Here is a 26,690-nt window from a genome sequence, read left to right on the forward strand (position 1 = left end):
CTTGCCGTTTCGGCGGTTTTGTTCGGTCTGCCGGGTCTGCACCAGGTGGCCATCCATTTCCCCTTCCAAGGCCGATTCCAGGAAGTGCTTGAGTAAGGGAGCGAACAGGCCGTTTTGGCCTGTCAGGGGTTTGCCTTCGTAGAGGCCTTTGATGGCCGCCTGCTTGAAGGACTCGAAATCGAAGTCGTTAGTTGTATCCGTCATGATTGTGAAAATAAGGATTTTTCTTTTTCCCTTCTATTCACCCTCAGCCTTGACACAGTTCAGCGAGCAGTCTCACTTATCTGGGTACCCCCTATCTAGACAATCAGATTTGGCATCAGGGTTATCTGGTGTATAGAAATCAGCGGCAGGTGTCGGCGGCTATTGCCTATAATCTAGTGGTCAATCAGATTTACTGTGCGCTAACCGATTCGGCGGAAGTCATTCAAGCCTTACCCGATGAGTTTATCTTCGAAGGTCGCCGATTTATCAGTGATCCCTACAAAGTACTAGGGATTGCTCGGGTCTCCTACTATGAGGTTTTATACGACGGGGATACAAAACTGTTTTGCCGATGGAGTAAAGAGTTTCAACCCATTGATCAAAAGCTATACACTCGCAAGACCCCTATAAAAGACCGATTTGATGGGCAATATAAATTATTCCAAGACCTTTATATTCAGAAACCAGGTGACCGTCCTCGATTTATTGTCCCCACTGAATATTCTCTCAGTCGGGTTTTACCAAACATGGGTCCCGCATTAGCCGACTATATAGCGGCTCACTCTCAGGAGTTAGCCGGACTAGTCCTAGTCGAAGTACTTCGACGCTATGATGAGCACAGATTGCTAAAACAGAACCAGTAGCTATGGGAAATGTATTCACCCTGACTATGAAGATAGGTCTATTCTTTTTCGCACGTCGAATCACTTCACTTCACTAAAAGGGCCTGTCATGGCAGGTGAAACGAATCTACTGATTCATTAACTCTCCAATTGGTTTAACCATTTCCCAACCCGATGATTTCCCGGAAAACGCGCCATCACCTAGTCGTTTACTTGCTTTTGAGTGGCTTGATCGCCTGTCAGAAAGATCAGGTTCCAGCCCCTGCTTCGACAATTGCCCAGACTTATATTGACCAACTGGTCAATTATATGCAGGCAAATTCTATAAATCGAAAAGCCATCGATTGGACTGATTTTAAGCAACAAGTTGATCAAAAAGCCCACGGAGCACAAACCATTACGGATTTATATCCAGCGATACAGCTAGCCTTAACCCTGCTGGGAGACCATCACAGCTTTTACATACCCGCTCAAGGCAATCCAATTTATGGGACATCTCCCTTGAATTGTAGTGACTCTTCGCCAGCCCAGGTTATTCTTTCGCCCCTCATTGGGTATGTCAAGATCACCGCTTTCTCAGGAACTGGCTCAGCCGCTAATGACTTTGCCCAAGCTATTCAGGAAGCCATTAAAAAGGCCGATTCGGATTCGATTCGGGGGTGGATTGTTGACTTGAGAAATAATACTGGGGGCAATATGTGGCCTATGCTAGCGGGCATTGGACCCATTTTAGGCGAAGGGTCAGTCGGGTACTTTATTGACCCAACCGGCAACAATTCCAGTTGGTCTTACCAGCAGGGAGCCGCCCTACTCGATCAAACGAGGATGGCCTTGGTAAGTGGTCCGTATAGGCTGCGCAAGCCGAACCCCAAAGTGGCGGTGTTAACGAATCGGTCCACTGCCAGTTCTGGAGAGGCCATTGCAATCTCGTTTAAAGGACGCAGCCAAACTCGCAGCTTTGGCACGCCTACTTGTGGACTATCCACGGCCAATGGCTCGATTACACTAAGTGACGGGGCTAGTTTATATGTAACCCAAGCTACTATGGCCGATCGAACAAGAACGCTCTATGGAAAGCCAGTGGAGCCTGATGAATCTGCCTATTCATCGACAGCCGTAGACAAGGCCGTAGCGTGGCTGCTTCAATAAATCTTCTTTGCCCCTAAACGTAAATACTGAGCTTTACCTTCTTTACAAGAAAATTAATTGTACCAAGAATTCCGTATGCGACTGACGACGTTGGACAGATCTTAAAAACTAACCGTCTCGTAAAATGCTCAATTCCTGCTACGGCTTTCTCAAAGGTGGTTCGTGAATAACCACCAAAAGGACAAAACAAACTCAAGTGACGAATTTGGCGGCCGCCGCTGCGCCAGGCCGCTGGAGCGGTCCGTTTTTTTGATTTACCCAATGATGGGCAATACAAGATAAGCGACAGTCGATATGAATACGATCTCATCTCGATAAACAATCCGCATCGAGGAGGACAGCCGGGCGTTCGTATAGTTAATGGCTTTCACCAGCGCCTGCTCGATGGTTAGCGAAGCAGGTACGACAAATCCCTCCGCTTCGATTCGTCCGATTAAGTTCAGGATATCATTCGTCGAATAGGCCAGCACTGGACTTGACTGGTTAGCCATCGTTTCCAGGTAATCAAAGAAGGGATCACTTAGGTCGTATAAAACGGTAGTTCTCATACCTAAATATCGCTTATCAGGGCAGTCCAATCGGGGTTAACAACGCATCTTTGGAAGAGAGGCGAATCATCTTTCCCCTGTTAATGGCTTTCGTTTTGTCCAAATTTTTGGAGATTTTCGTGAACGATTTTAACGGTAGTTGTTTGTAACACAACCCATTCATTGATAGCAAAATAACGAGTTCATTAAATAACAGTAGATAGCCTTTTATTGACCAAAATGGCTGGATGAGTAAGGGGGAGGGCTGTACGAAATTAAACATATCTGTCCCGTGAGAGAACAGTACGTATTATTCATCTGAAGCCTATCGAAGTGGTTTTGAACTCTTTTCAAAGTAAAGGGTAACTGATCTTACTGTACTTATAAAATCACTAGATTTCACGAACTGTTTCAGCCAGCCACTTATTTTTTACGACCAAGTAAGGCTCGAAAATAATCCTTCCAGCAATCCCTATTTCAACGGCTTTTTTTTGGCCTGTGCTTCCAGAATTAGCTGTAAGTCGGCGGTTTCGGCGGTCACGTGGGCGTAGGTGCCGCCCCCGGCCTGGCTTAGTTTTTGTAAGTTCTGGCCGGTGAGCGGGTTACGGCCAAACGTAAAGATGGTCAGGTGAATATCCTGCCGGGCATTGTCACGAACCAAGCCAAGCACGTCGTCACTGACCGGAAACTCGCCATCGGTAGCCAGAACAATCCGGTTGTTGCCCGCCCGCAGGTAATTTTTATTCGCCACTTTGTAGGCCAATCGCAGTCCGCCATTACCGTCCGTATCGCCGGTTGACTGCAACTCGTCGATGACGCGGGCAATGTTGGCGGCTTCGGTGCCCGATGTTGGTTTTAGCACCACCCGTGCCTTCCCCGAGTAAATCACAATGGAAAGCTGGTCTTCGGCACGAAGCAGAGCAAGCAGGGATTTGATGGACCGCTTCAGCAGGGGCAGCTTAAAAGGCGAATCCATCGACCCCGATACGTCGAGCAGCAACACCATGTTGTTGGCCGCAAAGTCAGCGAGTGATGGACTGGCTGTTGGCAACCGTTCCCGCTCTAGATAGACCGTATCGACCCGGTTCCGCTCTATAAAAACGGTATCACGCTGGTTACCAACTAATTTAATTTCTTTATCCGTTTCCCCGATTGAACGATTGTCATTCCCCGGCTTAGAACTGAGGGGTAAAACGGCAGTTATCGAAATAGTCGTATCGGGGGCGGCATCGGGTCGTTTTGACGGTGGCAATCGGCGGAAGGCGAACACGTCGGGCTGGTTGATGGCCTTGAGCAGGTTGACTTGTGCCAGCTCGCTGAATTTGTTGTATTGATAGACCAGCTCGTTGTTGTAAAAATAAAAGAACGACTGATAAGGATGGGTAGTCGAGCTGGATGAACGAGCATTTACGTTCTTCGCCATTGCCGCAAACCGGGTGGTGTTTTCGGCCAGGTCTTCGTAGGGTGAGTAGGGGCAAAGTCCGTTGTTGTGCCCGTAGCGTTTCAGTCCGTTTAGGTTCTGGTATTCGTCGGCGAGTAGCTTTCGGGCCTGAGTTTCCGCTTCATCGGTTGCGGGTAGCGGTGTTTGTTCGCTGGTCAAATAGGCTTTTACGCCGAACAGAATGGCGTGGTCCGCATCCAGTGTTTTTTGCAGGGCACGACCGGCAATCTGCCAGGAACTGGTTGGAGCAGTGGCTGGGTAGCTTTCATACACGCGCCGGACATCGGCATAAAGCTGCTCTTTTTTCTGGTCGAAGGTGGTAAACAGATAGGCGTACCGGTCCAGAATGGCATCAGAACGCGTAAGCTGGTCGTCCAGGTACTGCTTTTTCGTCGTGTACCCAATCAACTCGATGCTCAGGCCGTCCATTTCCTTCAACATCGACAGCAGCACCTCTACCTGATTGGTAAGGGTCGTTCGGTAAAGCGGTGGGATGGCTGCACTGCTATTGAGCAACAGTTGATACGCTGACAGGGGCACTTGATAGTCGTCATGTTTGTAGGTTAAACTGGCCCGCTTGTTTGCCTGGGCCGCGTCCCGGTAGTGTTCTGCCGATTCCTGATAATTGCGCAGCAGTACCTGTACAATACGAATCTGCCGCAACGACTCGTTGATGAATTCCACGTAGCCATTCAGCGCCAGAAACGTGGCGCGGGAAGCCGGAGACGTGGCTTGTTTTGTCTGATAGGACACGCCGAGTTTGTCCGCAAAAGGTGGGGTTTGGGTAGTGGCTGGCGTACCTGAAACGGACGGTTCCGGCGTAAATACCGGACTAAAAGCGGGGTAGTCGAGCAGCCGACGGGCTGCTTTACTGTAGCCGACAAAGTTTCGGTAACTGGCCAGCAGTCCCTGATTGTACTGATTTAGCAGCGACCAGTAGACTGCATTGCCATAGTGGGCCGACTGCCGGGCAGCAAACGTATTTCCGTCGACAGCCCGTCGTTTCAGACTTTGCAAAATCCTTAGTTCTGACACAAAGCCCGACATGGCATCAGAAGCCGGGTACTCAATGCCTGACCGTGCCTTCCCGAACGATACCAGTATTTTTTCATCGGCCAGTATACTTTGCTGAATCAACATCACCGGCCAGGCAGAATGGCTAGCTTCGTTCAGGTAGCATGGCAGGGAATCTACTAGCTGTTGCTGACTCAGTAACACCTGCCCCATTTCCTTTTCCATTACTAGATACGGGTCATTGGGCAGATAGGGTTGATACCGGCGATAAATCCGCTGAATTTGCCCGTAAAGCAGCGCTTTGTCCCGGCTGAACTGGTCAAAGATCCCCTGCATTTCACCAATCAGCATGTCGGACTGCTTCAGGTTATCGCGTTGATACGTAGTCAGTCGAACGTACGTTTCGAGGGCTTTGCCCGTTTTGTCGAGTTTGGTTAGCAGTTGCCACAGCGCTTCGGCACCAGTGTTCAGGCGTTGTTTTTCGGCGGCTGTCAGTCCGGTACAAGCCAGTGCTTTTTGGTAGTAATATGCTTCCAGCGGTCCTGATGAGGGTAAACGCAGCGCAAAATCAGGCTTTTTCAAGTATTGGGTTACGTCGGTCTGGTAGGTCTGCACCATCTGAAACCGGCGGGTTAGCACCTCCACCGACTTATTCAGAAACGACACGTACTGATTCAGCGATTGCGAGGGCGTTTCCGGTTGGGCGTACACGGTGGCAAACGTCGAGACAACTAACAGCAGAGGTATAGATAACAGGTTCATCATTTCGGCTAATTTATATGGGCTTTACGCGAATGCCGCGAAAAAGCAGGATGGGCGAACCGGTCTCGTCGGTGTCGATTGGCCGTGCCGGTTGATGTTGCTGATACAGTTTCAGCAGGTAATCGAAATCGGATGGAGATAGTAAAAACGCTTTTTGGTCGTTGGCCAGAACTTGCCACTCGCCTGGCTGGTTCGCCAGGCGTTCGTTCAACTCATCGTAAAATTCCTGCTCAGCCCGTTGTGGTATAAATGTCATGACAGCGTGTTAGTTGGTCGCGCGTTAAGGGTTGTGAAATTAGGGTTTCGGAACTAAAACCTGTTAATCCTTATCCGGGTTTTTACCCTTATAAATCGTCATAATCTGGTCGTTGAACAGAAAATACCCGTGTCCTGAAAGTTTGTCGTTTACCACCTGCTGGCCAATAAACCGCAGCATATCGTCGCGCTGCGCAAGCGGTGTTTTTGTCTGTCCCACCCAGTATTTAGATTCGGGAATGCCAATGTCAACCACGGCGGGCGACATGGCCAACTCGTACCACATATCGAAATTAGATGCGGGACTGGTGTAATGAATCGTGCCACCGCGTCCATCGTCGGAGTAGCGCAATTGTGGGCCGTTCTCGGCGGCCGGATTGCCAGTTGAATGAGTGGGGTCTTTCATTATTTTTGGATTATTTTTCCGATAAAATTCAGGGCCTTGTCATAAGTTTCAATCCCATGTCCGACATCAGGGAACACGACGACTTCTTTTAGCGACTTAATTTGTCTTCTGGCATTAGCGATGGATTTTTTGTGGGGAAACAGTAAATTCTTATCCCCTTCAAGCAGGTAGGTGTCGACAGTGACCTCGGCCAACTGCCCGTCCATATAATAGGGCTTTTGCGTTTTATCTTTATACCGGGTTATGGCGAAAACCTCGTAGTCGACCAGCATTTTTTCGGCGGACTGTGACAATTGATGATTCGGTTTGGCGAAGACAGCTTTCTCCAAAAAGGTTAAAACAGTTTTTTTATTCGGACGCAGCAGGGGTAAAATATTGTAATACAAATTTTTGAGCTTTAGGGAGAAGGGCTGTAAACAGCCAGGATTCAGCAAAAAAGCCGCGTTGACCCGCTTCGGGCTTACAACACCCAGTTTCATACAGATTAGCCCACCAAACGAAGCCCCGGTGATGAACGCTCTACCAATGTTCAAACCGTCCAGTACCTCAGTCGCCCACCAGCCATAATCCAGCGAGTGAATATCTGGGGTATTTCCGTCACTCAGATTGGGCAATCCGTTTGTTTCGACCATGTAGATTTTCATGGTGTGCTTCAGGTTGTCCAAACCTCTGTCAAAATCCCAAATGAGTGATGTGGTGCGTGCTCCCGGGAATATAACCAGCGTGTCAGAATAGTTTTCTTGCGTGTTCAGCCCCCAAACGTTCGTTTTTCCGAGTGGCGTTGATACGGTATACCGTTCATACGTCCTCGCATTAGTCTTCTCCAGTTGACTGACCCAATTCTTAAAGTAGTTCAAATCTGTTTCTTCGTCTTTGAAATACGATGTGGATTTCACGTTGATGTCGGCTGAAGGAGTAGATTTTACCATGGTGGTCTGTTTTCTAATTCTGTATGATTGATAAAGAAACGGGTTCAATTCGTCTTTCGGACACCTGCCAGCTTCATGCCGGGGATGCATTGCCGGATGTATCGACCTTCCCGGCCAATGAGCTTCAGCAGGTAGTCGACCATAAGAACGGCTGGCAATGGCTGACCAATAAAAATCTGGTCGTGGACGGGCAGTACATCATTCTCTCCCTTGGCTATCGTGCCAACGCCCTGCAACATATTGAGCTGATCGTCAGTCAGGACCGTTTCGATTTGACCGCTGGCTGGGACTCGTGGTCAGAACAAAACGAACTCGACATAAGAACTGCCCTGCGGGTTTGGCTACGTAACGAACTGGGGCGCGAAGGCCGGTTTGCCTGGGGAGAAGCACGGGCTTCGTATGACCCCAAAGGCGGCTACAGTTCCATCGGCATTCGTTATCGATAATGGCCGTCAGGTTAGTCCCAGCACCCAGGATTTTACCGCCGAAAAACTACCCGCTACCGAAGCTCTACGGCTTACGGCCTGTCCCTCATTCGTGCCGACGTTCAGTTCGATGGTACAGTCAATCAGGCCAGGGTATTTTCGCATTACTAGCAAAATGGTAGAGTCACTCAGCCACCGCACCTCCCAAGCCGACCAGTCGTCTTGGTTGAGGGCAAACAGACAAACGTCATCCTGAACCCGAATCAGCGACGGCTGGTCGATCCAGTGGCTCATCCGCATCTCGTAACTGTCGAAACGTAGCTTGTACTGCCGATTGGGGGAAAAAACAGCGTTGGACATAGTCAGCGGTTTTAAAACGTGTGTTTAGCCCAAAAATACCCTCCAATGAACGCGAGAACGAAGCCAATGGGGCCGTAAACGAAAATACTGGTCATGCTGGCCTCAACGCTCCGGTCGTGTCCATTGGACGAAAACTTGCCAATAAGATAATAACTTAGAAAGGCCGTCAAGACGTAACCTGCAATGGCGATAAGGAACCCGATTCCGATGTATTTCATATAATTCTGCTTGGTTTAAAGGGTCTTTACAACTGAATTATCGGCAGCGTTAGTTTGGATACTTCGTTGACCAACAGTGGCTTGTCCGCTTTTAGTTTGGTTAAAAACGGAGTGATTTCCGGGCCGTATTTTCGGTTGCTGACCATGAACAGTAGAATACCGCGCTTACCCGATTTGGTTTTGACGGCTTTAAATCGAAACACATCCCGCTCCACCAGATTATTTTGCTCATCGGCTGCATTATTACCGATCAGGCAGTCGATGATTTTTTCGCCCGTGGCGGCATTGCCGACGATAGTATACTGGACAATGGGGTTCGTCCGTTTCAGGCCCTCCAGTTCGCGCAGTTTGGTATCAACAGCCTGGTCTACCGTCGATTCAGTCAGCACAAAATCAACGCTCACCATCGACTTGTACTTCGGAAAATTATCACCGGCAACCAGGTATTCCTGTTTGTAGAGCGAGGCATCCGGGTGGGCCGACCAGCTTAGCCGATATCCGTTTTTCTGAACGAAGATCGGGGTCTGAATCCCGAGAAAGTTGACGGCTGGTTTTGGGGGCTGTCCGTACCCCGGAGCCGATAGCATAAGTAGGGTAACCAGAGAAATGAGTACTGAATTGGTTAGCATGTTATTGATTTTAAAAGGGTTTGTAGTGGCGTTAAAAAGCCTGATTTATGCCGGTTGACCTAAATTGATTCCCAGGCAAAACCGGTTGTCTTATCCTCCCAATGGACGATCAGTTCCGAAAATAGTTCGTCCATCCATTCCCGGTCTTGTGTGGCCTCACGACCTGTGTACCCTTCGGCTATCATAAATGTATCCAGCACAAACTGAAGCTCTTCTTCATTGGCGTATTCGGCTCCAACAGCGGTGTCGGCCCGGAAAGGAGACAGGTGAACATCTCCATTTTTAGTCACGAAAAGAATGTGGGAATCCAGCTTGTCATCAACACTGGCTACGAGTTGACAAAGTTGGTCGAGGGTAGGGCTGTAGTCTAAGTTCATGGTTATTCTGTCCGGTTAATCCGGCGGCCCGCTGCGTAGGAATGGGTTTTATCGGCAGCGTCGCGGTCGGCTTCGTTGGTTACCATAGCGAATGATGCCGGGTCGGCAGTTACCAGTGCTTTTCCCTCGTAATACACCCTGCCCGCATCTTTGGCGTAGCCGTATTCAAGCATTATAAAGGTGGCTCGGTCGGCGTTTGGCAGGGGGTGGTCCTGGTAGAAAATGGTTTGACTGTCCTGCGCATAATCGTCGGCCAGCAGCGAAAACGTCTGCCGGTCAGCACCTTTAATCCGGTGATGCTGAAAGTAAATTTGGGTACTGTCGCGGGCGTAGTACACATTTACTTCGCCCCATTGGGCAAAGGTGGCGGGGTCCGCTTCGGAAATTAGTTTATCCTTGTAAAACGCGTGATTTTTGTCGGTTGCATAATACATACCCACGGCGGTGAACGAGTCGGGCAGCGCGTTCTGGATCGCACGAACACCCGACGTAGCGCCACCAATGGGCATATCCAGCGTGTTCCAGCAGTAATAAACGGTCCGTTTATCCTTCGCGAAATTCCGGCTTACTATGGTAAAGGATACGCCATCACTGTCCACAATTGGGGCCTGCTGGTAATAGCCCACCCGATTATCTTTGCCAAACTGAGGGCTGAGGGGCACAAACGAAGCGACATCGGCCACGGCAAAACCTCTGCCCTCGTAATAGACACGAATCTTGTCTTTGGCATAGGCGTATTCGCTGCCGATAATCTCGAATGAAGGGGCATCAGCCGCCAAAACCCGATCGATTCTATCCTTCCGGGTCGTTTCGAACAGTTTGAAATCAATGTAATTATCGCAGAAATAAACGGTAGCGTTGTCTTTGGCATAATGGTCGTCGAGCGCGGCAAAGCTGGCTCCGGCGGTGCTGTCGATGGGGATGCCCCGGTAATAGCCGCCGGTTTTGTCGCGGGCAAAAACGCTGTTCAAGGCCTGAAATGATCCGTAATCAGCCGAACGCATCAGGAAATCTTTGTAATACACCGAGCCATTTTTGGTCTGATAGCCAGACTTTTTACAGCCACCCAGGATGCCCAGACCCAGCAGAGAAAGTAGAATGTGGAGTGGTTTCATGGGAGAGGTCAGTGTAGGACTTTAGCGACCGGAATCAGGTCGTAGTGCGGGTCGAGGGTGAAGAGTTGATTCAGGACCGATACGTGTCCGGCCCCGAAAATGACCAGACCCTTCCGGGCTTTCTCACCGGCCATAACCCGCAGAATGTTGCTCTGAATCCGCAGGTTACGTTTCCACCACTCGCCCGCGATGTATGACCCCACGGCGTTTTCGGAGGTGCCTATCTGGTTGAGAATGCCCGAATAGGTATTTAAATCCACCTGTTGAAACTGGGGCTTATTCATAGCGTTGAGCATGTCCGATACCGTGTGCGTTGGCAGGTACCCGTCAAACCAGCGGCTGAAGGCTTCCATCCTCGTCTGCAATTGCGCCAGCACCGCCTGCTGCCCGGTCGTCTGGGCCACCTGAACCAGCGAATCATACGGAAAATCGCCCGGACTGTCGACGCAGTGAATCTGACCCGGTGGCAGGTTGAGCGCGTCGGCCAGCCGGAAGGCGAGCTGGATTACTTCGTCGGTTCGGTTGCGGAGTTTCCCCTGCCGGTACTGCTGGTACAGGCTGTCGATGTGCGCCTGCTCAGTGGGCAGGTACTCGATGAATAACTGGTCGGGCTTATACGCTTTCAGGCGTTCGACAACGGCCTTGATTTCGGCCTGACGGCGTTCGCTCAGCACGTTGTCGGTTTTGACTTTGGCAACATCCAGACCGGGGTTGGCAAAGTGATAAGTACCCAGTAAAACAAGCTGTTTTTTGGGTTGTGCCATCGTCCATTGGGTTAGCAAAGTTGTCAGGCACAGAAAAGAGAAGAAACGAAGGAATGGCATGATTAAGGCTATTTGCGTGAAATGGATAGAGTTGAGCCAACGGATTAGTTGGTACTGATAAAGTAGATTAGCAGCAGGAGCAATACAACGAGCAGGAGGGCGACGATTTTTGTCCATGTGAGCGGCAGCCAGTTCAGCCCGGTCAACACAAGTAACATAAAAACGCTGATGCCTTTCAGCGCAATTTCCTGCTCACCACCCCCAGCATCATTGGCCGGGTTCGCCTTTTGTAGTAACGCCCAGACGACGAAGGCACCATACACCCCGATAAGGAGCCAGTTGATGCCGCTAAGAATTTTGATAGTATTCATGCGGGGTTTGGAATGAATGACAGGTGTTTATAATTGATACGTTGACGGTAAAAGGTTTCTGCGCAGCCACAGCAGCCCCATGAAGGCAATACTTGTGTGAAGTGTAATCAATAAAGGAGTACCCATTATCCAGGGAGTGGCTAAGATACCCGCGCCTAGCAAGGTGTTTAATCCGGTCAGCACATACATCAGCAGGAAGAGAAGGGGCAGCGTTAGAAAACTAACTACGTATAGCCAGGACCGTCGGTTAGTCAACACCCGAAACGCTTTAATAACGGGCGGTACGCCAAGCCCCAAAACCAAAACAGAACCAATCGAAATCAGTTGAGTATAGCTGTACTCGTTTTTCAGCAGATGCCGGATAACAACCATCTCATCGCCACCCACCAGCATCACGGTGCTGATTCTGCCAAAGGGAATGTTGGCAAAAATGAGTGCAAAACCCAGCGCAGCCCGGTCCAGTTCGGCATCCCCGAGCCAGCCCATTCCCAGCCACATCAGGGCGAAGGAAAACAGGGGCCCCGCCAGGGTTGCCAGCCACCAAAGCGGGTGACTTTCAGCGCAGCCCGCGCATAATGACCAGACGTTGAAGTCGCGCGGACCCCAGCATCCGCAAATGAAACGCCCCACGACAATGTGAGCCGTTTCGTGCAATTCCAGCATAACAATCAGCAAAAGCAGGAATGTAAGCACGTAAGCGAATGAGAGTTTAAGATGCATCTGTATGTTCGTTTAGCGTCACTTAGTTCCGCTTTTGCCAAGTCCCGTATTTTTCCAGCAGGTCCGGTACCCGGCGGATGTCGCAGCCGAAAACAAAAATCCGGCTTCGTTTGTCGTGCAGGCCGCCGTATGGAATTTCATCTTTCCACCAGGCAATTTCTCTTGCTTTAAGCTCCATCAACAGCTCCTGTTCCAGGGCATTGTCGTTCAGGAAGCCAATCAGGTGCCGGTTCGCCGTTTTATCGCCCCTTATCTTCCCGAAGGCAAAGGCAACGGCTTGTGATTCGGTCTCGAAATGCTGAATGGTGTATTGCTTTCCGCGTTCGGTGTAAAACCAGGCGTATCCGTTTTCTTCCGTGCTTAAACCGTAGCCTTCGTGGATATTCCGGCTCCCGATGGCGTAGCTGTCCGGGTAGCAGTGCGCGGTCATCCACTCGTCAAGCTGCCCGATTGTCGACAGTTCCATGTGTATTTTTGGTTTTACTCCTGACTTTGATTCAGGATGTCGCTGATTTGGTCGAGGAGGGGCGGTTGGTTCATCCCCTATACTCAGATCATACTTTTCATGAATAATCTTACCAATACTTTAATAAGTTGTACTTGGTCAGAGGTCACCTATTGAGTTGATCCGTGGTGGCTGCTACGGGCGTTGGATGTGCAGAAACAGATTTACTTTTTCAGGTTCCTGCCCCACCCGAACATTGTAATTGTCCCCGGCGGCTTCTTGTCCCAGCCGTAACAGTTGCTCAGGGTTGCGGTAATTAAGTGACCAGTTTACCAGATCCATGTATGATTGAGATGGGTGGTTATCCGTAAAATTACCAACTATCAATTCTCCCTTACTGGTCAGGTACGGGATAAACCGGCTGATAAGCTGACCAAACTGCCGGTCATTGAAGTAGTCAAACAGGCCAGCCGACCAAATCAGATCGTACGGACTATCAGGGGCGAACCGAAGAATGTTTTTTTGAATGAACCGAACATGAGCCGTACTGCCGCTGAACTTTTGTTTGGCATAAGCGATGGCATTACTGTCCAGATCCACACAGTCGGCACTGATGTGGAAGGCAGGATTTTCCTGTATGAACTCGGCTAGTTCCGTGCAGGGGCCGCTGGCCAGGTTTAGCAAACGGATATCCGTGCGGTTATGACGTTCCATATACACCTTGACTACCTCCTTAAAATACGATTTTCGGTTGCGGACAGCCCGGCAGGCAGCGTGGTTCTGCACAAACAGATCCCACTTGGTACATTGCTGATCGGGGCTGATGTGCCAGGTGTACATGCGCTCAATAATTTCAAAATCGCCCGCGTAGCCATGCGGTTTGTTGAACATGAACCCCTGCATGGTTTTATTGGATAAGGATACGCCAAATTCCGTGCGGATGCTGCTAAGGTCCTCAGCAGATAACAGTCCGGCCCGGGCCTGATTGCTCATCCGAATCATGAGGTTGTCAATCTGCTGGTAATCCTGCACGTTGGGGCCACCTTGGCGAACCAATTGACCAATTTCCTGTTTGAGGTTTTCTGCGTTCCGGGTGTGCGTGACAGTTTTCATGGTGTTCTGATTGTGGTAGCGTAAAAAGGAATGAGTTTGTTAAGGGTCGCCCAGTTTCGGACGTCGAACCGTTGTGGTCGGCGATTATGTTGTAAAGATGCGGTGGGGTGGCATCGGGTATCAAAAGTTTCCTTATGAGTTGGTTGATTGACAACCTGAATCGTTACTGGCTGACTATGAACCGTTCGGACCGTTAGTGATCCAGCCATTTATGAGAAGGTGGTAGCCCAGGACCCCATAAAAAAGCCCTCCAGCACGAAAAGCGGAGGCCAGCACAACGGTTGCACAATAACTACTATAACGTCAGGACATACGAAAACGAGAGTCAGATAAACGCATAGTGGATGATCTGGCAGGATTTATACAATACCTGTACGCTTGAGACAATACGTTTCATGAAAGTCCAGCGCTTGCCGGATGTCGCAGCCGAACACAAACACCCTCGTTCTGGGGTCGTGCAGGCCATCGAAGGGAATTTCATCTTTCCAGTAGCTGATGCCCCGCGCGTCAAGTTCGGTAAATAGTACCTGTTCCTGAGCAGCCGTCACCAGGCCTATCAAGTACCTGTTCGCAGTTTTATCGTTGATTATGGCGGCAAAGGCGTAGGCAACGGCTTCCGATTCGGTTTGAAAATAGTGCAGGTTATTGCGCACACCGCGTTCGGTGTAGAACTACACGAACTGATTCCCGTCGCGGTATAAACCGTACCCCTCGTGGATAATTCGCTCGCTGATGGCGTAGCTGTCCGGGTAGCAGTGCGCGGTCATCCAGTCGTCAAGTTCCTGTATGGTCGATGGTTCCATCGTTGCTATTGTCGTTACTCCTGACTTTGGTTCAGGATTTCGTTGATGAGCCAGCGTCCATTTTGCCGCACCAGCCGAAATTCGTAGGTATCCAGCAGGGTAAACCCCACGGTAGCTTTGTCGTTACTCACTACAACTTTGCCCATTTTCAGTGAGTTGAGCGCGGCAAACTGCATATCCACATCCTGATTCAGCATCACCAAATCATAATCGAATCCGGTAGGCGGCCCTTCGGACTGCGGACTCTGGCGAAAGCCTGCCTGCCGTTCCTTGAAAAACGTTCGCCATTGGTTCAGGTACGCATCGGTCAGCCGGTGGCTACTTTTCAGGTACGCCAGGTACCGCTCCCCGTTTCTCAGATTCACCGAATACGATTTCCCTGCGGTCTGATTAACCAATTGAATCCGGTTCGCTTCCTGCCTATGGGCTTTGTACCAGGTCAGGAAACTGACAACCGTCTGCCGGGCCTGCTGTATATCCGAAGGTGTTCCGCTGGCGATGACTGAACTGGATTGGACGTTAGGTAGGACCTTAGTAGGACCTTAGTCGGGCTATCCGAACCTACCCAATTCAGGACGGCCCACGCCAGAACTATTAAAAGAGATTTCACCAGTGCCGGTTATAATTATACGTCGAATGGCAGGTCGTACTCCCTGCTGATGACTTTGGAACTGCGGGTTTTCACCGACACCTTTGCTTTAAGGGGTGAGCCGAGCAGCAAATAGTTCTTCACGAACTGGTCTTCGTGTACCAGCCAGGATTTGTCTTCGAGCAAATACTCCTCAACACCCGATTTTGTAGCTTGATACGCCCAGCGCTCCACGATGCCGGGTTCAAAGTTCACAATGGTGCCCATGCACAGCACCTGAATGCCGGGCAGCGACTGGTTGCCCAGTTCAGGGCAGCTAAGGACGGTGATGGTCAGGGAAGAGCCGTCTTCAAGGTCTTTTACGGACCATTCGTCGAGGAGTGTTTTTTCGGTAGTCATACGGGTAAAATGAATAAGGTAGTTTTATGTATCAATCAGACAAATTGGCTTCAGGCTCACCCGCCAAGGGCTTTTCCAGAACCTATGTTAAACCGCCATACGATGCACAGCGCGATCATAAAGAGCGCGAAGAGAACGAGTATCCATGTCAACACGGGCAGAAAGGACCAGTGAGACAGCAGGAACAGCGTAGCCACACCGCCCATCAGGGCCAGCACCGTCCAGCCTATGAACACAAAGCCCACAAACCCCAGGATAAGGCCAACATTGCGGCTATCATCGTAACTGGCTGCTCTACTCAAAAAATAGACTAACCCCACTACCCCGACTAAGCTGGCAAAGACAATGCGCCCCAGAAACCAGCTTTGGCTACCCGGTGCCCAGAATAGGGGCACAAACGCGAGCATGACGCCCACCGAAGGCAGAAACAACTTCATCAGAACCAGGGTGCCACGACCCGCGCCGGTAAGCGTTTGATTGGCAGATACAACTACCCCGGCAATGGCCAGTAGTAGTAGCCAGACCAGTTCAGGCCCGAGTAGAGAAGCAGTAGGACGGTTCATACCTAAAGTGGTAGGATCTGTGATCAAAAGGGCTTGTAGTTCTTCACCCCTTCCTGAAGTGATGCCAGGCGGTCTCTGATTTGCCCATCGAGAGTCGCGTAAATCGCCCGGAGTTCAGCTTCGTTTTTCTGGCAGTAGATCTCGATAGGAATCAGTTTGGCTTCGCTTTCCCGCACATCAAGCTGGGTGATGGTTGCCCGGTATTTCCGGTTCGTACACTCGATAACAAAATTGTACTGAAACACATAGACACCTCCGGCCGATTGCTCCGAACGGGGCAGGGTAATCACCTGCGACACCCGTCCGACCAGATCGCCGGTTTCTTTGTCGCTCAGGGAGAACGTGTCGCCGGGTGCGTGACAGGATTGCGCGGCCCACAACCGGACGCACCGGAACAGATCCGCCTGCGAAACAGCCCCACAGTCGGCGACTTCGTAATAGCTTACCCGTTGATTCACGACGGGCAGGATGCCGTAAAGTTTTCCGTTGGTGATGGCTGGTGGACAATCCACAACGCCGTAACTGGGATTTATCAGGAAGGCCAGTAACAGGCCGATTAAAAAAAAGCGCATGGCGTTTGGATGGATTATGATTCGTGTTTTGCCAACAAGGCGAATTGATGGTACGAAGGTGGGTCTGGCGACCCTGTTCCGCAATTATTTAAGGTCGAGTCGTGGCATTTCAGTAGATCAATCGTATCGGGTTGGCTACGAATCGTTTTGCGGTTATCGCGTTTCCTGACCCGCAATCAGTCGGGGTCCATCTCGGCAAATGCGTCCTGGAAACGGCCTTCGCGCAGCTCCCTGTCAAACTGATCGCCGATAGTTTTGAGTAGAACCTGGTCCGTACTTTCCAGGCCCAGGCTTTTGTAATCATCGCGAACGTATAGATTGAATACGGACCCGTTGAGGGTGAATTTGGCACTAATCATGCCCTCTCGTCGGTCGATTGTTGGCTCGATGGATGGGTACTTTTTTTTGGCCCAGTTCATAAAGTGATCAAACATACCGGGCAGCACCGGTTTCACCTGATAGCGGATTGGCTGATTCTCACCCGGATACTGGTCCCACTTGCCATGCCACGGTGGGTGTTGGGTGTAGGGATGTACACTCATTACTTCCTTACCCTGCCTGTCGGTTGTCCAGTCGAAGTACGTGGCAAACCAATCGTAGGTGGCATCGCTCATCCAGATAAAGTGGGTAGCCGACGCACGGAAAGGAACGGCGTAGGTATGGTTCTTCACGAAGTCAACGGCCAGCAGGGCATAATCGAGCCGATTGCTCTGCTGGTTTTGCCGTGAGCCGAGAAACACGAGTTGCGTCTTGCCGGGCGAGAAGCTAACCAGTTGGGCATCGCTAACCCGAACAAAACCGTCTGATTGCTGTATCACGGCTTCACTAATCAGATCGAAGGGATGATTCGTCAGCGTGTGTACATCCAGCACACTCCGGTCATTGACCAGCAGGTAGCGCCCACCCGACAAAAACCGGGACGAGCCGGAGTTATCCATCGGGGTTCGGGTCTGCTCTCTGCCGGGTTGCCCGTGGTCACTGTCGAGCCACTGGTAGCTGCTCAACTCGCCACCTGTGGTAGTGACGGTGGTCACGCGTGCCTGCCCCGCACCGGCGGACCGGTTGTCGTCGGTAATGAGATAGATGCTGTTGCTAGTGGCTAGTATGGCCGTTCTGGGGGCATCGCTCAGAAAACGAGCCTCCCAGATTTGTGCTTTTTTGCCTTCAGGGGTGGTCAACGCCACGCGCTTACCCTGGTAATTGATCCTGAAGTAGGATGTCGTGTGGGTACCAATGAGTTTGCCGTTGCTGTTGTTGACAAACAGGTTCAGACGGTAATCCCGCTCAAGGGTATAGCCGATGGTAAATGGGCCGCGGGTAACCTGATTCTGAGCGGTTGACGAACAGCCCAACAAGGCAAGAAAGCTGGTCCAGACGGCCATAGTACGTAGTTGAAACAGTGGTGTCGGTGTAAAACTCATTGCTTCAGCAGTTTCAGCGTCTGATTCCGGCTGGCACTCTCTGCCCGCAGTAGTAGCATACCGGCCCCCTGATCCGTCACATCGAACACCTCCCGGTGAGCTAACGTCGCGGGAGTCACCATCCGACGCTCCACAACCCAACCCGTCGGGCTAATTAGGGATAAGAGTACCGGCTGACCCGTTGCGTCTGCCAGTTCAACGACTATCTCGCTCGTGACGGGGTTGCCCAGCGACCGCAGGGTCCAGGCGTCGACTCCCGGTTCGGCTCCTAGCCGGGCGTTACCCGTGCAGGCAGCCAGCCAGTCATAGACAAAACTAACTTCGCCCGGCGTACCACTTTGCGTCGCCTTAAGGGTAATGACTGGGTTGTCAATATACATCGACAGCGTGTAAGGGCCGGGGTTGGTGGTAGGTGACATTTCGTTGACCACCGAGAAACTGATGGGCTGACCGTTCTGACCGTTGTATGTTGGGGTAAAACTAAGCGAGCGCTGGGTAGCCGAGATCATCTGGCAACTCACCGTGCTGATGCCCGTAATGGCAAAGTTGCCCGAAGGAGGTGGCGGTGGTGGCGGTGAGCCAGCTCCACAAACGGCCAGCCAGTTGTAGACGAAACTAGCTTCACCGGCGGTTCCCGTCTGGGTAGCCTTAAGGGTAATGACTGGGTTGTCAATGTACATCGACAGTGTGTAAGGGCCGGGGTTGGTGGTAGATACCATTTCGTTGACCACCGAGAAACTGATGGGCTGGCCGGTTGTCCCGGCATAGATCGGCGTGAAGGTCAGTGTCCGCTGACCCGCCGTGACCGTCGTGCAGTTGACTGTCGTTACGTTTGTGATAGCGAAGCCAGCAGTAGGCGGGGGCGGTGGGTTGACCACAGCGGTGTTGATGGTGAGCAGGAACGTAGTATTGACCGATAGATTGCCCGGATCAGTCGCTGTAACGGTGACGGTGAAGGGTGAGCCTAACGCCGTAGTGGGTATACCACTGATGTTAATTGGTCCGGTAAAAGCCAGTCCAACCGGTAAGCCGTTCACTGAATAGGTCAGGTTATTGGGCGTTTCCGCGTCAGTGAAGGTATTCATCGGTATGTCATAGCTGAAGTTTTGGTTTACCGTACCCACCTGAGCCGGGATGACATTAGCTACCGTGGGGGGCGTGTTGGGTTGCTGACTTGGGCAATTCAAAAGTATGGAGACGGTTTTTGCGTTGTAGTTAGCCGTAGTCAGATCAGGCCTGCCATCTCCGTTGAAGTCGCCCGCCACCATCGATAGGCCACCCGTGTCAACCGTAAAAAAGGTCTCTGGTCCGAGGCTTCCATTACCGATACCCGACAACACCGAAACCTGGCCACCAGCATATACAACCGCCAGATCGAGCTTGCCGTCAGTATCAAAGTCACCTACCACCGGTGAATTAGGATAGCCAACTAAACCGAAGTTAGTAGCACTACCAAAACTCCCGGTGCCAGTGCCTAATAGCACTGAAACTGTTTTTATGTTGGAATTAGCCGTAGCCAGATCAGACTTACCATCCCCGTTAAAGTCGCCCAGGGCTACGGAATAGGTAACACCACCCGTACTAACGTCGGATGCAGGTCCGAAGCCTCCACTGCCGTTGTTCAACAGTATAGATAGCTTATCGGTGTTTTGGTTCGAAGTTGTAAGGTCGGGCTTGCCATCGCCATTAAAGTCACCCATCGTTATTGACGTGGGCTGATGACCCACACTAAAGCTGGTTTGGTTACCAAAGCCACCGCTGCCATTGCCCGGCATCACCGTGACCGTGCCATAACTGTAGGTGCCAGTTACCAGATCAAGTTTGCCGTCCCCGTTAACGTCACCTGCTGCCACTGATAAAGGAATACCAGGCACACTAATGCTGGAGGTAGTAAATCCGCCGTTGCCATCACCCAGCAATACCGAAACCGTGTTGCTGGCGTTAGCGGTAGCCAGATCGAGCTTGCTATCACCATTGAAATCACCCACCGCTGCCGAACGGGGCGAATTACCCACACTGAAAGTAATGGCCGCTCCAAAGCCGCCACTGCCGTTGTTGAGTAGTAGCGAAATGGTATTGGCATCCGTATTTACCGTTACCAGATCAGGCTTACCATCGGTATTGAAATCGCCCTTTACCACCGAATAAGGAGTACTACCTACGGCAAAGTTGGTGGCTGGATTAAAACACTGACCCCAACTCACGGTAGTTAATGCAGTCAGGAGAAAACCCAGCCGAAAGCCGTAACGGATACGGGTACGTCCGCCCGGGATGGACTGAGTGGAATAAAGTCGATCCCACAAGGTAGCAGGAAGCATGAATAGTGAATGAAGCATAATCATTAATTGGTTAAAAAGTGAACAGAAGTCCACCGTAAGATAAAGCGAACGATATCCTGTATACGTGACCTACGAACAGCCCAACAAGGCAAACAAACTGATTAGCATCGCCACGGTGCGTAGTTGATAAGTTTGTACCAACATTTTATAAAGCCATCTTATGCATGGGACAACCCGATTTAGGCAGCGACACGGCGGGCGTTTCGGTCTTTGCTGCGTACAGGGAAGCTTCGATGCCAATCATCAGGCTGGCTAACTGCCCATAAGCGGCTGCCCAGGCATCCAGAAGCTGGGGCGTAGCGGCTGCGCCCAGCACCTCGCTGATGGAAGCCAGTAACTGCTCGCCAACGATGGGGTAGTGCTCCGGGCGAATGTTCAGGCTGGTGTGTTTATGACCAATGCGGGTCAGCGCTGGCTCCAGCACCGATGGATTGTCGATGTGCTGGGCGTAGGCCAGTACCGCAGAGGCTAACGCTATGGGTTGCCGACCACTTTCCTGATTGGCCATGTCAAACACGGTTTTCAGGTCGGGATAATGGGTGAACAAACGCTGGTAGAAGTGCGTCGTCAGTAACACTCCGTGTTCTTTTAGCGCAGGAACAGTGGCTTTGATAAGTTGTTTTTGTTCGGTAGTCATCGGAATACTGAATGGATTGGAAGAAGAAAGATTGATTGAAAAAGAGAAGTAAGGGGCCGTTAAGCCGCTTCCGATACAACCCGGTTACCCGGTTGAATAGAGCGGAACGGAGTCGTATCCGTCCGCTTTCGGTATTCAACCCATTGGGTGCCAAAGATGGTACTTACCAGGGCCAGCGAAGCCCCCAGCATATCGCCGTGGCGTAGGTGGGCCATCACCAGTTCAGTGCGGCTCAGTGCGCCAACGGCCAGAACGCCGAAGATTACAGTCGCCAATTTACAGAGGAGTAGTTTCATGGGTAGCAGTGGATGGGAGGTGAATACGAATCGACTTACTCTTTCTTTGACACTTCCTGATTGTCTCTGGTATTTTTCTGAACGGCAATGGCTCCGAACAACCCCATCAGGAAGGAAAAGGCATAAAACCCTTTTTCGCTCGGTAGCAGCGTGGCGTTCCACAGGCCAACCGTCAGCAGCGTGATAGACAAGATGGTGGACAGCCAGCAGATGCCGTAATACATGTCCGTTACGGGAAGGCCCTCTAACCGGTCGCGCACACTTTTCTGGACCGATACGACGGCGAAGATGCCGAACATGAGGATGGTGAAATAAAACCCCTTTTCATTTAGGAGCATGTCGGACCGCCACAGGCCAGTCAGATAGCCCAGCATACCCACTCCGAGAGCCAGCCAGGATGCGCCTACGAAGGCGGCAGATGTTTTTTGATGCATGATAATTGGGTGATAAAGGGATGTATGAACGATTACGAAACAAATATGCCGGTGACAACACCCACGTTTCAAAAATTTCGCCCTGAACAGTTGCGATTGAGCGATGAACCGTAGGGAATTGGCCGCGAGTCGTTTTAAGAAAACCAGGCCCAAAACAGAAGGTGATTGGCCTGGTGACCACTAACCAGAAATCCCTCCGGTGCAAACGAAGGAGCGCTTTTATCTGGATTGTCTTTACCCGGTTAAGCGGGCTGCTCTATTTCACTTTTAAGTCGGCCAGTTCATACTGATACTCGATCTTCTCGACCGGACTCCCCCCGAAGGTGTATGCCATATCCCGTTCTACAATGGAGCCATCCGATATGATGTTGTACGCGTAAAACCGGTTGCCTGGCGTCGAAACGATAGTCGATCCCAACGGGCTGTAGGATATGCCCTTCACGAGGTGAATGCCGGTCTTACCGAAAATACAAAGAAACGTATCGTGTTCCGGGAGCATGGGGACATTCAGGTTCAGCGGATAGGTATCGTAGTAGTAATTGGCATCCATTGGCAGTACGTAAGAAAAAGTCAGTACCATACCGTCTGACGCGCTGGTGGCTACGGACGCCTTAATCAGGTCATCATCCGTGTTGTAGGTGTAGGAGGTTCCCCCGACACACGTGTTTTTCTTCTGGCAGGACCACAACTGCCCTTTCGCAGTGTAGGTGTAGAGCCAGTGCGTGTCGGTGGGTACGCCCTTCACAACCGATTCGGTGCAGCGCCCGCTGGCATCGAGCGTAAAGGTTTCGTCGTGAACCAGGATGTTTCCCTGGTAAGAAGCCGCCCGGATCGAGCCGGGAGCGTAGGTATAGTCGGTGTGGTAATCCACCCCGCCACGGACTACGGGTGTCGTTACTTTCTGGAGATGACCGTCGCTTGAATACGACAGAACAGAGTTGCCGTACTTAGTGAGCCTGGGTGCTTGTGGAAGGTTGGGCGAGATAACCTCATTGGCGCTTTGTCTGGCGGCTGCTGAGGGTTGAGCGGGATTGACCAAATTTTCGGTCTGGCAGGAAATAGAGCCGATGGCTACGGCAAAAGCAAGGGTGATTTTGGGGAATAACGTGTTCATTGAAATTGGTTGTTTTGATCGGTTGGTGGAATTGATTTTGAGTGTGGAAAGGGGTTGGCTGAGGAATTTTAGGCTTAGTTGCCCACCATCAGAAACCGTTCCTGGATGGCCGGGGCAGGAGCCGAAGTCTGCAATTGAATCGACTTAACGATGACGTCTTTCCCCTGTTTGATGCGTAGTGTGTACAGGCCGTCTTTCAGTTGGTTCATATCAAAAACCTGACTGAACCGGTCGCCCTTTTTGGGTAAGTGGTCGTGGTAGAGTTCGTCGCCCGTTGGCCCTATCAATTGTACAAAGACGAGCGTATTTGGTTGTTTTTCAACGGTCAGGCAGATCTTGTTGACCTGCTTCGTTGGGTAAACGCCAACGACGAGCGCAGCGGGCGTTTCCGTGGTTTGGGCGAAGGCCGTCGAACCCGCCAGTGTTAATACGCCTGCTATCAGGACTTTGGTGAATGCGTTATGTAACATGGTTTTGATGGTGTTAAAAATGTTGTTTACTGATCGTTTTCTTGCCTACTCGTTTTCAGGTTTTCGGCAACCCCTGTTGGTTATTGTGTTACAAAGGTGGCGGGGTGGTAGTGGCCCCTCAAAAATTTCAGACTGAGTGGAGAGGATTCACTGGTTGAATCGTATTTCATTGACAACGAGTCGTTTTTACCTCTTGATTGGTGGACTGATGGAGAGCGTCTTAACGCAAAAAGCCCCCGGCGCGAACGACGGGGGCTTTTGCTGGTATGCCTGTAAAACGGCTTACGTTTACTATTGCAATTAAGCCATAGCGAAACGTCTGATTCTGGCCTTTATCTTTTACCCATGATGGTGCCCGTTTACAAAACTACTTAGTGGTCTGTTTATTCCGCCTTTAACAGTAAATCCAGCAGTTCACCTTTAACTTCACCGGCCAGGTGTACATACGGCCCATCGGTCAGGGTGCCCATGTTTGTGCCGAAAAAGACATAGAGTTGTTTCTCCGGAAAGTAGTACAGTCCGCAACCACTACCAATACCGGCTCCACCATGGCCGTACCCCGTATAGCCGTTATACTTGACTACGTACAAACCCATACCATAGGCAGGCTCACCCTGCTTGTTGTTCACCCAGGACTTCATTTGAGCCATACTTTGGGGGGAAAGTAATTTGCCTTCAAACAGGCCCCGCAGGAATTTGACATAATCGGTGGGTGAAGCAATCAGACCATCATCGCCGGCCAAACTACTGACATTGACTTGTTGCATACGCGTGACATTCTCCAGCTTACCGTCGCCGAACCGGTCAAAATAGCAATTAACCAGATTCGGTTGATTCAGGTACATTGGGGTGTCCTTGTAGAAGCTTTGCGTCAGCCCTAATGGCACTAATGTGCTTTCCCTGATTAACCGGCCATGATCGCCGGTGATCTGTTCAGCAATCAGAGCCAGTAACAAATAATTAGTATCCGAGTACTGAAAATAACTGCCTGGTTTAAAGAGCAGTGGTTCTCCACTAATATAAGTCAGGTATTCTTCGCTGGTGAAGGGTCGTAACGGATGTTGCAGCAAAAAGGAAACGTACTCCGTATCCAATGAATAACCCGGTATGCCGGAGGTGTGATTGAGCAGCATGCGCACGGTAATCTTATCCGCATCCGTGATCATCGCACTAATCCTGGCAGGAAGATAGTGACGGATGGACATGTTCAAATCAAGCTTTCCTGCTTCTATCAACGTTAAGAGCGCGGTGGCCATATACGTTTTAGCAACGCTCTGACTATACTGCAGATGACACAGTTGCATGGGTGTTTTAGTCTCAATGTTTGCGTAACCGGATGCCGTAGCCCAGTAGCCCTCCTAGGGCGTATAAACAGCCAGGGCGATGCCCGGCAGACCTGCCTTCGTATACTTGTCAATAAGCTGCTGTACTGACTTAGCTTTGGAATAAGTAGGGGTGAGAAGCGTCGATTCCTGACATGAATTGGTCGATACGTGTTGATCAATGGGTTCGCAAGCCATTACGAAGGCGAGCAGGCAACCGATTTGAATGAATGGTTTCATCGTGTATAGTTGAATTAGTGAGTGAAATTGATACGCGCCCCGGCTTGCAGAAGCTGGTTGGGCACCACAGGAACAGTAGGGTTGTAGCCGGATAGCGCGAAGAACTGATAACCCACGAAGGGTGCCACGACCGCATTGGGCGGGGCGTAGCCGATCGAAACCCCCAAAGGGATCATAAGCAACCCTTTACCGGTGCGCCCGGTTGCCTGCCATTGCCCCTCGTTCAGGGCAACGGTGGCAAAAGGATGGAAGGTGTAGTTCCAGCCCACGCCCGCTTTTAGTTCGGCGAATACGGGTCCGACGTGCGGCCGGTACCCTGCCTGCGTACTGACAAACAAGCCATCGCCAGCGTAGCGGTTATGGTAGTAGCCGACCTGGAACGTCTGAAACAGATTTCCCCGCCGGTTATAATTAAACTCGGTGCCAAGCCCGAAGCCAACGTTGGAGAAGGCTGCTTTCAAATCCCGAAACGGTAGCGAGAGTGAATGAAACTGCACTGAAACCGTGAGTGGCCAACTACGCGTAGTTAACCCGACTTTTTCATTTGATTGGCCCTGAGCGAACGTCAGGGCAGTGCTGAACAGAGCGATTCCGACAGCGAATAGTGAAGACTTTTTCATAGCAGACGCGTTTTTTGTGTCAGCAAAGTAAAAGCGCGTAATTCGCTTAATTCTGATCAGAGAGCCTTGTTTTCGGCGAAGTGTAGCGAAATACCCGGTGAAGCGTCAATGCGTTCGGCGGGCATAAACCACGTTTTAAACGTGACCGCTTTAGTCCGGCTAACGGATAGTTGAGCGGGTAAACCAGCATCCGTTTTCAGGTTGACCCTAAGCTTACCGTTTTCGTGCCGCACAAAGCCTATGATGATCTGACGGTGCAGCAGGTACTGGCGATTCAGCCGAAAAAACCACTCGATTGGCAACGTTTTCTCTAATTTATCCAGCGACTGATCGAGCACGTACCGCTTCGACTGTTGAGCCATTAACACCGTGTATTCATCCTCCACGCAGAAGCCGACAATCTGCTCGAACGGCACAACCACGCTTTGTTTCCCCGAACGCACCACAAAGCCCTGCTGGCGCAGAGTAGTGGCTTGTTGCCGGTTGCGCTCAGCATGTCGAAACTGGTAGTAGAAATAGGCGCCAATGTAAATGCCATCAACGACCAGAATCCAGATAAAAAAAAGAAAGATGTCGTGCGTGTAGAAACTTTCAGGAATGGGCTTATCAGTAGCCATGGCATTTACCAGCTCCGTAAAACCAACAATCGTACCGACACCGACGAGGGTAGTCAGTACGCATTGCAAAATCAGCCGTTGCCCTAAATGGCGCTCAAAGGGAAAGTGGGCGTCCAGATAATAACTGAAGTTACGCAGGGTCAATGTTTAACAAGAGATTCTTTTGTTGGAGAAACCGGAGTTCAGCTAAAGCTGCCTGAATGGCTTTGATATACAGTCGACCTTTCAAGGCGAACTGATTCGTTGATTCAGCAAGTTTTAAGCCCTCTAACTTGACAAAAGCACAGACTGAAGCCAGCAAATGAGTGCTCTGTGTGGTGATACTACGAGCCGGTGAATTTTGCAGTGAAGTGTTGTTCTTCAGCGACTTATGGTAGTCTTCAATGCCCCACCGTTTTTGATAGGTT

33 protein-coding genes and 3 pseudogenes are annotated in these 26,690 nt (G+C 50.8%); 2 read left to right on the forward strand and 34 right to left on the reverse strand.

The genetic code is table 11. The annotated features are described in order from the left end of the window. Positions 1-204 (reverse strand): annotated as a pseudogene (locus tag B157_RS0131690) (IS256 family transposase); the annotation flags it as partial. Positions 205-1,001: 797 nt separating this feature from the next. Here B157_RS0131690 and B157_RS36420 point away from each other — a divergent pair. Further along, positions 1,002-1,976 carry a S41 family peptidase gene (locus B157_RS36420; protein WP_020607324.1) on the forward strand — a complete coding sequence of 325 codons (975 nt, stop codon included), beginning with the start codon at positions 1,002-1,004 and terminating at the stop codon, positions 1,974-1,976. A 254-nt stretch (positions 1,977-2,230) separates the two neighbouring features. Here the strand turns inward: B157_RS36420 and B157_RS0131705 are convergent, their stop codons facing one another. The 5 genes from B157_RS0131705 to B157_RS0131730 all read right to left on the reverse strand — a co-directional run bounded on the left by B157_RS0131705 (position 2,231) and on the right by B157_RS0131730 (position 7,358). Beyond that, positions 2,231-2,524 (reverse strand): hypothetical protein, encoded by a 294-nt coding sequence (locus B157_RS0131705; RefSeq protein WP_020607325.1) that lies wholly within the window; start codon positions 2,522-2,524, stop codon positions 2,231-2,233. A 451-nt stretch (positions 2,525-2,975) separates the two neighbouring features. Further along, on the reverse strand, positions 2,976-5,723 hold the full coding sequence (locus tag B157_RS0131715; RefSeq protein WP_020607327.1) for a vWA domain-containing protein: 2,748 nt from the start codon (positions 5,721-5,723) through the stop codon (positions 2,976-2,978). 10 nt (positions 5,724-5,733) lie between these two features. After that, on the reverse strand, positions 5,734-5,976 hold the full coding sequence (locus tag B157_RS0131720; protein ID WP_020607328.1) for a hypothetical protein: 243 nt from the start codon (positions 5,974-5,976) through the stop codon (positions 5,734-5,736). A gap of 63 nt (positions 5,977-6,039) precedes the next feature. Beyond that, positions 6,040-6,381, reverse strand: coding sequence for a hypothetical protein (locus tag B157_RS0131725; RefSeq protein ID WP_020607329.1), 342 nt, complete (start codon positions 6,379-6,381; stop codon positions 6,040-6,042). After that, positions 6,381-7,358, reverse strand: coding sequence for an alpha/beta hydrolase family protein (locus B157_RS0131730; protein WP_245565379.1), 978 nt, complete (start codon positions 7,356-7,358; stop codon positions 6,381-6,383). The genes B157_RS0131725 and B157_RS0131730 overlap by 1 nt, the downstream gene beginning before the upstream one ends. Between B157_RS0131730 and B157_RS0131735 the strand changes: the two genes are divergently transcribed. Beyond that, the gene (locus B157_RS0131735; RefSeq protein WP_020607331.1) at positions 7,334-7,756 is read left to right on the forward strand and encodes a hypothetical protein; all 423 of its coding nucleotides are present in this window, start codon (positions 7,334-7,336) and stop codon (positions 7,754-7,756) included. The two genes, B157_RS0131730 and B157_RS0131735, sit on opposite strands and share 25 nt — an antisense overlap. A 6-nt stretch (positions 7,757-7,762) precedes the next feature. On the opposite strand, the gene B157_RS0131740 is transcribed toward B157_RS0131735, so the two are convergent. From B157_RS0131740 to B157_RS39485, 28 genes and pseudogenes are all read right to left on the reverse strand, one after another. Continuing rightward, positions 7,763-8,095, reverse strand: a complete 333-nt coding sequence (locus tag B157_RS0131740) for a hypothetical protein (protein WP_020607332.1) — start codon at positions 8,093-8,095, stop codon at positions 7,763-7,765. Between the two features lie 11 nt (positions 8,096-8,106). Further along, a complete protein-coding gene (locus tag B157_RS0131745) occupies positions 8,107-8,313 on the reverse strand; it encodes a hypothetical protein (RefSeq protein ID WP_020607333.1) in 207 nt (68 codons plus the stop codon). A 26-nt stretch (positions 8,314-8,339) separates the two neighbouring features. Then, a complete protein-coding gene (locus B157_RS0131750; protein WP_041952381.1) occupies positions 8,340-8,942 on the reverse strand; it encodes a hypothetical protein in 603 nt (200 codons plus the stop codon). Positions 8,943-9,001: 59 nt separating this feature from the next. Continuing rightward, entirely contained in the window at positions 9,002-9,319 is a 318-nt protein-coding gene (locus B157_RS0131755; RefSeq protein WP_020607335.1) for a hypothetical protein, read from the reverse strand. Positions 9,320-9,321: 2 nt separating this feature from the next. Then, positions 9,322-10,434: a DKNYY domain-containing protein gene (locus B157_RS0131760; protein WP_020607336.1), complete on the reverse strand. Its 1,113-nt coding sequence runs from the start codon at positions 10,432-10,434 to the stop codon at positions 9,322-9,324. An 8-nt stretch (positions 10,435-10,442) separates the two neighbouring features. After that, the gene (locus tag B157_RS0131765; RefSeq protein WP_245565382.1) at positions 10,443-11,258 is read right to left on the reverse strand and encodes a DUF5694 domain-containing protein; all 816 of its coding nucleotides are present in this window, start codon (positions 11,256-11,258) and stop codon (positions 10,443-10,445) included. A gap of 44 nt (positions 11,259-11,302) precedes the next feature. Further along, a complete protein-coding gene (locus B157_RS0131770) occupies positions 11,303-11,569 on the reverse strand; it encodes a hypothetical protein (protein ID WP_020607338.1) in 267 nt (88 codons plus the stop codon). 27 nt (positions 11,570-11,596) lie between these two features. Further along, on the reverse strand, positions 11,597-12,289 hold the full coding sequence (locus B157_RS0131775; protein WP_020607339.1) for a hypothetical protein: 693 nt from the start codon (positions 12,287-12,289) through the stop codon (positions 11,597-11,599). Positions 12,290-12,311: 22 nt separating this feature from the next. Further along, positions 12,312-12,755: a hypothetical protein gene (locus B157_RS0131780; protein WP_020607340.1), complete on the reverse strand. Its 444-nt coding sequence runs from the start codon at positions 12,753-12,755 to the stop codon at positions 12,312-12,314. A gap of 174 nt (positions 12,756-12,929) precedes the next feature. After that, positions 12,930-13,847, reverse strand: coding sequence for a class I SAM-dependent methyltransferase (locus tag B157_RS0131785; RefSeq protein WP_020607341.1), 918 nt, complete (start codon positions 13,845-13,847; stop codon positions 12,930-12,932). Between the two features lie 359 nt (positions 13,848-14,206). Further along, on the reverse strand, positions 14,207-14,500 hold the full coding sequence (locus tag B157_RS36425; protein ID WP_020607342.1) for a hypothetical protein: 294 nt from the start codon (positions 14,498-14,500) through the stop codon (positions 14,207-14,209). An 18-nt stretch (positions 14,501-14,518) separates the two neighbouring features. Continuing rightward, positions 14,519-14,650, reverse strand: a complete 132-nt coding sequence (locus tag B157_RS40195) for a hypothetical protein (RefSeq protein WP_020607343.1) — start codon at positions 14,648-14,650, stop codon at positions 14,519-14,521. A gap of 14 nt (positions 14,651-14,664) precedes the next feature. After that, complete coding sequence (locus B157_RS0131795) at positions 14,665-15,048, reverse strand: YqhG/Tai3 family protein (RefSeq protein WP_020607344.1); 384 nt, start codon at positions 15,046-15,048, stop codon at positions 14,665-14,667. A gap of 227 nt (positions 15,049-15,275) precedes the next feature. Beyond that, entirely contained in the window at positions 15,276-15,638 is a 363-nt protein-coding gene (locus tag B157_RS0131800) for a hypothetical protein (protein WP_020607345.1), read from the reverse strand. Positions 15,639-15,694: 56 nt separating this feature from the next. Next, positions 15,695-16,201, reverse strand: a complete 507-nt coding sequence (locus B157_RS0131805; protein WP_020607346.1) for a hypothetical protein — start codon at positions 16,199-16,201, stop codon at positions 15,695-15,697. 23 nt (positions 16,202-16,224) lie between these two features. Then, positions 16,225-16,773, reverse strand: a complete 549-nt coding sequence (locus B157_RS0131810; RefSeq protein ID WP_020607347.1) for a DUF4468 domain-containing protein — start codon at positions 16,771-16,773, stop codon at positions 16,225-16,227. A gap of 176 nt (positions 16,774-16,949) precedes the next feature. Beyond that, complete coding sequence (locus B157_RS0131815) at positions 16,950-18,155, reverse strand: hypothetical protein (RefSeq protein ID WP_157618662.1); 1,206 nt, start codon at positions 18,153-18,155, stop codon at positions 16,950-16,952. Between the two features lie 35 nt (positions 18,156-18,190). After that, positions 18,191-20,530, reverse strand: coding sequence for an FG-GAP-like repeat-containing protein (locus B157_RS37045; protein ID WP_169521819.1), 2,340 nt, complete (start codon positions 20,528-20,530; stop codon positions 18,191-18,193). A 148-nt stretch (positions 20,531-20,678) separates the two neighbouring features. Further along, positions 20,679-21,170 carry a globin domain-containing protein gene (locus B157_RS0131825; RefSeq protein ID WP_020607350.1) on the reverse strand — a complete coding sequence of 164 codons (492 nt, stop codon included), beginning with the start codon at positions 21,168-21,170 and terminating at the stop codon, positions 20,679-20,681. Between the two features lie 59 nt (positions 21,171-21,229). After that, positions 21,230-21,466, reverse strand: coding sequence for a hypothetical protein (locus tag B157_RS0131830; RefSeq protein ID WP_020607351.1), 237 nt, complete (start codon positions 21,464-21,466; stop codon positions 21,230-21,232). A 35-nt stretch (positions 21,467-21,501) separates the two neighbouring features. Then, complete coding sequence (yiaA, locus tag B157_RS0131835) at positions 21,502-21,900, reverse strand: inner membrane protein YiaA (protein ID WP_018619538.1); 399 nt, start codon at positions 21,898-21,900, stop codon at positions 21,502-21,504. A 256-nt stretch (positions 21,901-22,156) separates the two neighbouring features. Beyond that, entirely contained in the window at positions 22,157-23,014 is an 858-nt protein-coding gene (locus B157_RS0131840) for a hypothetical protein (protein ID WP_020607352.1), read from the reverse strand. Between the two features lie 74 nt (positions 23,015-23,088). Further along, entirely contained in the window at positions 23,089-23,484 is a 396-nt protein-coding gene (locus B157_RS0131845) for a hypothetical protein (RefSeq protein ID WP_020607353.1), read from the reverse strand. 383 nt (positions 23,485-23,867) lie between these two features. After that, positions 23,868-24,821 (reverse strand): annotated as a pseudogene (locus B157_RS36435) (serine hydrolase domain-containing protein); the annotation flags it as partial. A gap of 21 nt (positions 24,822-24,842) precedes the next feature. Then, a complete protein-coding gene (locus B157_RS37050; RefSeq protein ID WP_020607355.1) occupies positions 24,843-25,046 on the reverse strand; it encodes a hypothetical protein in 204 nt (67 codons plus the stop codon). A gap of 14 nt (positions 25,047-25,060) precedes the next feature. Continuing rightward, positions 25,061-25,666 (reverse strand): hypothetical protein, encoded by a 606-nt coding sequence (locus B157_RS0131860; protein WP_020607356.1) that lies wholly within the window; start codon positions 25,664-25,666, stop codon positions 25,061-25,063. Positions 25,667-25,722: 56 nt separating this feature from the next. Further along, positions 25,723-26,427 (reverse strand): LytR/AlgR family response regulator transcription factor, encoded by a 705-nt coding sequence (locus B157_RS0131865; RefSeq protein ID WP_020607357.1) that lies wholly within the window; start codon positions 26,425-26,427, stop codon positions 25,723-25,725. After that, positions 26,414-26,690, reverse strand: a pseudogene (locus tag B157_RS39485) (IS701 family transposase); the annotation flags it as partial. The gene B157_RS0131865 and the pseudogene B157_RS39485, both read right to left, overlap by 14 nt.

Source organism: Spirosoma spitsbergense DSM 19989, from assembly GCF_000374085.1.
In the GTDB taxonomy this organism is placed as follows: domain Bacteria; phylum Bacteroidota; class Bacteroidia; order Cytophagales; family Spirosomataceae; genus Spirosoma; species Spirosoma spitsbergense.